This is a genomic window from Cupriavidus gilardii, from assembly GCF_017598945.1.
GTDB classification, from domain to species: domain Bacteria; phylum Pseudomonadota; class Gammaproteobacteria; order Burkholderiales; family Burkholderiaceae; genus Cupriavidus; species Cupriavidus gilardii_E.
Genome location: NZ_JAGFTW010000006.1, coordinates 188,099 through 194,107, shown reverse-complemented (window position 1 = coordinate 194,107; position 6,009 = coordinate 188,099). Strand labels below are relative to the sequence as shown.

At 67.7% G+C, this 6,009-nt stretch carries 5 protein-coding genes and 1 pseudogene; 4 read left to right on the top strand and 2 right to left on the bottom strand.

Going from position 1 to position 6,009, the window contains the following annotated elements:
* Positions 1 to 112 (top strand): annotated as a pseudogene (locus J5T34_RS04100) (IS110 family transposase); the annotation flags it as partial.
* A 41-nt stretch (positions 113 to 153) separates the two neighbouring features.
* On the opposite strand, the gene J5T34_RS04095 reads toward J5T34_RS04100, so the two are convergent.
* On the bottom strand, positions 154 to 852 hold the full coding sequence (locus tag J5T34_RS04095) for a Smr/MutS family protein (RefSeq protein ID WP_208578723.1): 699 nt from the start codon (positions 850 to 852) through the stop codon (positions 154 to 156).
* 297 nt (positions 853 to 1,149) lie between these two features.
* Positions 1,150 to 2,097 (bottom strand): thioredoxin-disulfide reductase, encoded by a 948-nt coding sequence (gene trxB, locus J5T34_RS04090; RefSeq protein ID WP_208578722.1) that lies wholly within the window; start codon positions 2,095 to 2,097, stop codon positions 1,150 to 1,152.
* A gap of 183 nt (positions 2,098 to 2,280) precedes the next feature.
* Between trxB and J5T34_RS04085 the strand changes: the two genes are divergently transcribed.
* From J5T34_RS04085 to J5T34_RS04075, 3 genes are all read left to right on the top strand, one after another.
* Positions 2,281 to 4,602: a DNA translocase FtsK gene (locus J5T34_RS04085; RefSeq protein WP_208578721.1), complete on the top strand. Its 2,322-nt coding sequence runs from the start codon at positions 2,281 to 2,283 to the stop codon at positions 4,600 to 4,602.
* A gap of 161 nt (positions 4,603 to 4,763) precedes the next feature.
* The gene (gene lolA, locus J5T34_RS04080) at positions 4,764 to 5,420 is read left to right on the top strand and encodes an outer membrane lipoprotein chaperone LolA (RefSeq protein WP_208578720.1); all 657 of its coding nucleotides are present in this window, start codon (positions 4,764 to 4,766) and stop codon (positions 5,418 to 5,420) included.
* The gene (locus J5T34_RS04075) at positions 5,417 to 5,824 is read left to right on the top strand and encodes a hypothetical protein (RefSeq protein WP_208578719.1); all 408 of its coding nucleotides are present in this window, start codon (positions 5,417 to 5,419) and stop codon (positions 5,822 to 5,824) included. Before lolA ends, J5T34_RS04075 begins: the two co-directional genes overlap by 4 nt.
* The last annotated feature ends 185 nt before the right edge of the window (positions 5,825 to 6,009 follow it).

The window sequence follows — 6,009 nt, the reverse complement described above, 5'->3', positions numbered from 1 at the left end:
CGCCGGCAAGCCCTTCAAGGTTGCCATTACCGCGTGTATGCGCAAGCTGCTAACGGTCCTCAACGCGATGGTGAAGTCCGGTCAGCCATGGCAGAACAACATGCCCACTTGACACGGTTGCTCTCCCGCCCGGGAGAGGGAAACCGTCAGCCGTCACGCATACGGCTGGCGCAGCAACACCATCAAGGCCCCTGAGCCGCCCTCGGCGCCACGCGCCTCCACGAAGGCCAGCACTTCCTCCTTCTGCACCAGCCAGCTGCGCACCTTGCCCTTGAGCACCGGCTGCTTGTCCGGCGAGCCGTTGCCTTTGCCGTGGATCACGCGCACGCAGCGCACGCCGCGCCGCACGCAACGGCGCAGGAAATCGGCCAGCGCCTCGCGCGCCTCGTCGCGGCGCAGCCCGTGCAGATCGATCCGGTCTTGCGGCACCCATTCGCCGCGCCGCAGCTTGCGAATCACGTCGTCGCCGATGCCGGGGCGGCGGAACGACAGCGTGTCGTCGGTCTCCAGCAGGTTTTCCACGTCGAACTGATCGGACAGCGAGGCCGCGAGCACGGCCTGGTCGTCGAGCTGGCTTTGCACCGGCACCGGATCGGGGCGCCGGGCCGGCGGCATCACGCGATTGCGATCGCGCAATGTCTGGACATTGCCGATGCTGTTGCGGAACACATTGGCCTCCAGGGCAGCCTGGCGCGCCGCTTCCTCGGCGGCAAGACGCTCGGCCTCGCGGCGCTCGGCATCGGCCTTCATCTGATCGCGCAGGCGCGCCAGATCGTCGAGGCCAAGGCGGGTACGGGCGGGAGTCGGGGAGGACCCGGCAGGGCGGCCGGATTTGCTGGCACCGTGCTTCATGATGGGAAAGCAGAACCGCCGCGTGGCGGCGGGCAAGACCGTGAAACCGGCAAGGTAACACGATCCGGCGCAGAAGGTAGCGCAGGCGGATCGGTGGAGATCCCTCTCCCCCGGCCCCTCTCCCGCAAGCGGGAGAGGGGAGAAAACCAGTGGCAGCAGATACGCGGGCTTTCCCCTCTCCCGCTGGCAGGAGAGGGTGAAAGCCAGGGGCAGCAGACACGCCGGTTTTCCCCTCTCCCGCTTGCGGGAGAGGGGCAGGGGGAGAGGGCAAGCTCGCCGCAAGGCGAGCAAACAACCTTACTTCAGCGCTTCGACATAGCGTTGCGCGTCGAGCGCGGCCATGCAGCCGGTGCCCGCGCTGGTGATGGCCTGGCGATAGACGTGATCCTGCACGTCGCCGGCGGCAAACACGCCCGGGATGTTGGTGGCCGTGGCGTCGCCCGACAGGCCGCTCTTGGTCACGATATAGCCGTTGTTCATCTCCAGCTGGCCGACGAACAGGTCGGTGTTCGGCTTGTGCCCGATCGCGACGAACACGCCGGCGAGCTTGCGCTCCTCGGTGGTGCCGCTCTGCACATTGCGGATGCGTACGCCGGTCACGCCCGACTCGTCGCCCAGCACCTCGTCCAGCACGGTGTTCCAGACGATTTCGACGCGGCCTTCCTTCTCGCGCGCCAGCAGGCGATCGACGAGGATCGGCTCGGCGCGGAACTTGTCGCGGCGATGGATCACGGTGACCTTGCTGGCGATATGCGACAGATACAGGGCCTCTTCGACCGCGGTATTGCCGCCGCCGATCACCGCGACTTCCTGATTCTTGTAGAAGAAGCCGTCGCAGGTCGCGCAGGCCGACACACCGCGGCCCATGAAGTTTTCTTCGGAGGGCAGGCCCAGATACTGCGCCGAGGCGCCGGTGGCGATGATCAGCGCGTCGCAGGTGTACTCGCCGGCGTCGCCGATCAGTCGGATCGGACGCTCGGTCAGCTTGGCCGTATGGATGTGGTCGAAGATGATTTCGGTCTTGAAGCGCTCGGCATGCTCGAGGAAGCGCTGCATCAGCTCGGGGCCCTGCACGCCGTTCGGATCGGCCGGCCAGTTCTCCACGTCGGTGGTGGTCATCAGCTGACCGCCCTGGGCCAGGCCGGTGATCAGCACCGGCTCCAGATTGGCGCGCGCCGCGTAGACGGCGGCGGTGTAGCCGGCGGGACCGGAACCGAGAATCAGCACTTTCGCGTGTTTGGCCATGATGCGTTCCTGTGGCCGGCGTGCGCGGCGCGCCGGCATGGGTATCGAAAACCCGCATTATAAGTGGACCGGCGTTGGCGCATTGTTGCAAATTCCAATGGCGGCGATAGCCTGCGGCGGGGGTAAAATGCGGCCACCGCAATTCCTCCCGGCGCCCCGGCGCGCCGCGATCTTCAACGACGCATGGCCAGAACCACCACGACCACCCGCACCGATCCCTCCGTCCTGCCTTCCCGCATCGGCAAGCTGTTGGGAGAAGTGCGCTGGTTCCTGCTGCTGGCCGCGACGCTGGCCTTCCTGTGCATCCTGGCCAGCTACAGCAAGGCCGATCCGGGCTGGTCGCACGCCAATCAGGTCGCGCAGATCCATAACCTGGGCGGCCGCGTCGGCGCCTGGATGGCCGACGTGCTGTTCTTCATCTTCGGCTTCTCCGCCTACTGGCTCGGCGTGCTGCTGGTGCGCCGCTGCTGGCGCGGCTGGCGCGTGCTGACTGCCGAATTCCCCGACCAGGTCGAGCAGGCACGCCAGGGCGTGGTGGTCAGCTGGATCGGCTTCGGCCTGACGCTGGCCGCCAGCATGGGCCTCGAAGCGGTCCGCATGTATCCGCTGCGCGAGGCGCTGCCGCGCGCGCCCGGCGGCGTGCTGGGCGATCTGCTGGGGGGCTGGCTGCAGACGGCACTGGGCTTCACCGGCGCCACGCTGTTGCTGCTGCTGATGCTGGCGATCGGCCTGTCGCTGTTCTTCCATTTCTCCTGGCTGTCGGTCTGCGAGAAGGTCGGCGGCTTCGTCGAGACCGCCTTCCTCGGCTTCAAGGCGCGCCGCGAGAGCAAGCAGGACCGCATCATCGGCGAGGCCGCCAAGGTCGAGCGCACCGAAACCGTCGAGGTCCAGCGTGTGCGCATCGAGGAGGCGGCGCCGGTGCAGATCGTGCGGCCGCAGGCGGTGCCCAAGCACGAGCGGGTCGAGCGGGAGAAGCAGCAGCCGCTGTTCGCCGATCTGCAGGATGCCGATCTGCCGCCGCTGTCGCTGCTCGATCCGGTGCCGGCCTCGCAGGAGACCGTCAGCGCCGAGACGCTGGAATTCACCTCGCGCCTGATCGAGAAGAAGCTCAAGGACTTCGGCGTCGAGGTCAAGGTCGTGGCCGCCTATCCGGGTCCGGTGATCACCCGTTACGAGATCGAACCGGCCACCGGCGTCAAGGGCAGCCAGATCGTCAACCTCGCCAAGGACCTGGCGCGCTCGCTGTCGCTGGTGTCGATCCGCGTGGTCGAGACCATCCCGGGCAAGAACTACATGGGCCTGGAGCTGCCGAATCCGAAGCGTCAGGCGGTGCGCCTGGGCGAGATCCTCGGCTCGCAGGTCTACAACGAGAGCGCCTCGCAGCTGACGCTGGCGCTCGGCAAGGACATCGCCGGCAAGCCGGTGGTCGCCGATCTGGCGCGCATGCCGCACTGCCTGGTTGCCGGTACCACGGGCTCGGGCAAGTCGGTCGGCATCAACGCGATGATCCTGTCGCTGCTGTACAAGGCCAAGGCCGACAGCGTGCGGCTGATCCTGATCGATCCGAAGATGCTGGAAATGAGCATCTACGAGGGCATCCCCCATCTGCTGTGCCCCGTCGTCACCGACATGCGCCAGGCCGGCAATGCGCTGAACTGGGCGGTCGGCGAGATGGAACGCCGCTACAAGCTGATGAGCAAGATGGGCGTGCGCAATCTGGCGGGCTACAACAAGAAGATCGACGAGGCCGCGGCGCGCGAGGAAAAGATTCCCAATCCGTTCAGCCTGACGCCCGATGCGCCGGAACCGCTCGACAAGCTGCCGATGATCGTGATCGTCATCGACGAGCTGGCCGACCTGATGATGGTGGTCGGCAAGAAGGTCGAGGAGCTGATCGCGCGGATCGCGCAGAAGGCGCGCGCGGCCGGCATTCACCTGATCCTGGCGACGCAGCGGCCTTCGGTCGATGTGATCACCGGCCTGATCAAGGCCAACGTGCCGACGCGGATCTCGTTCCAGGTCAGCAGCAAGATCGACTCGCGCACGATCCTGGACCAGCAGGGCGCCGAGGCGCTGCTCGGCATGGGCGACATGCTGTACCTCGCGCCGGGCACCGGCCTGCCGGTGCGCGTGCACGGCGCCTTTGTCTCGGACGACGAAGTCCACCGCGTGGTCGACCGGCTGAAGGAAGCCGGCGAGCCGAACTATATCGAGGGCATTCTCGAGGGCGGTCTGGTCGACGGCGAGATCGGTGTCGATGGGCTGGGCGGCGGAGCCGGCATCGGCGGTGGCGGCGAGGCCGACCCGCTGTACGACCAGGCGGTCGACGTGGTGCTGAAGAATCGCCGTGCGTCGATCTCGCTGGTGCAGCGCCATCTGCGCATCGGCTACAACCGCGCCGCGCGCCTGCTCGAGGATATGGAGAAGGCGGGTCTGGTGTCGGCGATGTCGGGCAACGGCAACCGCGACATCCTGGCGCCCGCCGGTGGCGCGCGCGAAGAATAGCGCCTGCGGAATGGCGTCTCCGGAATGGGGCGCGCGGCAGCGCGCGCCGGCCGGCCGGTAATATGCCGTTACGCGTGTCACGCTTGCTGACGCATGCGGGCGGAATCCGGCGCCGGTCCTCGGCTCTAATCGAACAGTCACCCAACACAAGGATCGATTGCATGCCTCATCGCGTAATGGCGTCCACCCTTGCCGCCATCGGCACCGCCGCCACCCTGGCATGGCCCGCGCTGGCCCCGGCCACCGCACAAGCGGCCGCCACCGATCAGCTGAAGACCTTCGTCACCACCGTCAAGAGCGCGCGCGGCGAGTTCACCCAACGTCAGGTCAAGGGCGCGGGCGAAGCGATGCGCGTCACCGGCACCGCCAGCGGCACCTTCGTGTTCTCGCGTCCCGGCAAGTTCGCCTGGCGCTATACCAAGCCCTACGAGCAGCTGCTGCAGGCCGACGGCCAGACGCTGTACATCTACGACAAGGATCTGAACCAGGTCACCGAGCGCAAGCTCGACGCCGCGCTGGGCTCGAGCCCGGCGGCGATCCTGTTCGGCAGCAACGACCTGGAGAAGAGCTTCGTCATCAAGGACGGCCCGACCCGCGACGGCATCGAATGGCTGGAGCTGACGCCCAAGGCCAAGGACACCCAGTTCGAACGGATCGGCATCGGCTTCAAGGGCGGCAATCTGGAAGCGATGGAGCTGCGCGACGCCTTCGGCAATACCACGCTGCTGACCTTCTCGGCGATGCAGAAGAACCCGTCGCTGCCCGCCGACACCTTCCGCTTCAGCGTCCCCAAGGGCGCTGACGTGATCCGCCAATGAGGCGCGCCATCGTGCGAGGCGCGGCGCTGGCCACCGCGTTGACCGCGCTGCTGGCCGCAGGCGCCTGCACTGGGGGCAAGACGGCGGCGGCCAACCGGCAGTTCGACATCGACGCCTTTCTGCGCGCCCCCGACACCACGCTGGCCGAGGTGCTGACCCACCCGGATTTCCTCGCCGCCACGGCAGCGTCGGCCCGCGACTGCGCGACCATGCTGCAGTCCGAGCGCAGCGGCGTGCTGGAGGAGCTGCCCGGCGCCGCGCGCGGCGACGCGTGGCTGCTGCGGCCGAGCGGCCAGCCCGGCCGGGTCTGGCTGGTGACGCAGAAGCGCGGCGGCGAACGCGGTTGCCACGGCCCGCTGCCCGCCGATGCGATGGGCGAGCTGGTGTCGCGCGCCAGCGGCTGAGGACGACGCCGGTCTTCGCGGCAGTTTCGCGGCAACTTCGGGGCCACATCGGCAGGCGACCCCCTCGGCCTGTGGCGACGGTTCCACGCGGGGAAACCGACATTGACGCCGAAAACGGGAATCATTATTGTTTGCGCTCGCCCGCTGGCATCTGGCCAGCGGCGCAACCGCAAAGCCCGGAGGAG

Excerpts from the sequence above, each read along its gene's own strand:
- J5T34_RS04095 (WP_208578723.1), bottom strand. The coding sequence starts at position 852 with ATGAAGCACGGTGCCAGCAAATCCGGCCGCCCTGCCGGGTCCTCCCCG.
- trxB (WP_208578722.1), bottom strand. The coding sequence starts at position 2,097 with ATGGCCAAACACGCGAAAGTGCTGATTCTCGGTTCCGGTCCCGCCGGC.
- J5T34_RS04085 (WP_208578721.1), top strand. The coding sequence starts at position 2,281 with ATGGCCAGAACCACCACGACCACCCGCACCGATCCCTCCGTCCTGCCT.
- lolA (WP_208578720.1), top strand. The coding sequence starts at position 4,764 with ATGCCTCATCGCGTAATGGCGTCCACCCTTGCCGCCATCGGCACCGCC.
- J5T34_RS04075 (WP_208578719.1), top strand. The coding sequence starts at position 5,417 with ATGAGGCGCGCCATCGTGCGAGGCGCGGCGCTGGCCACCGCGTTGACC.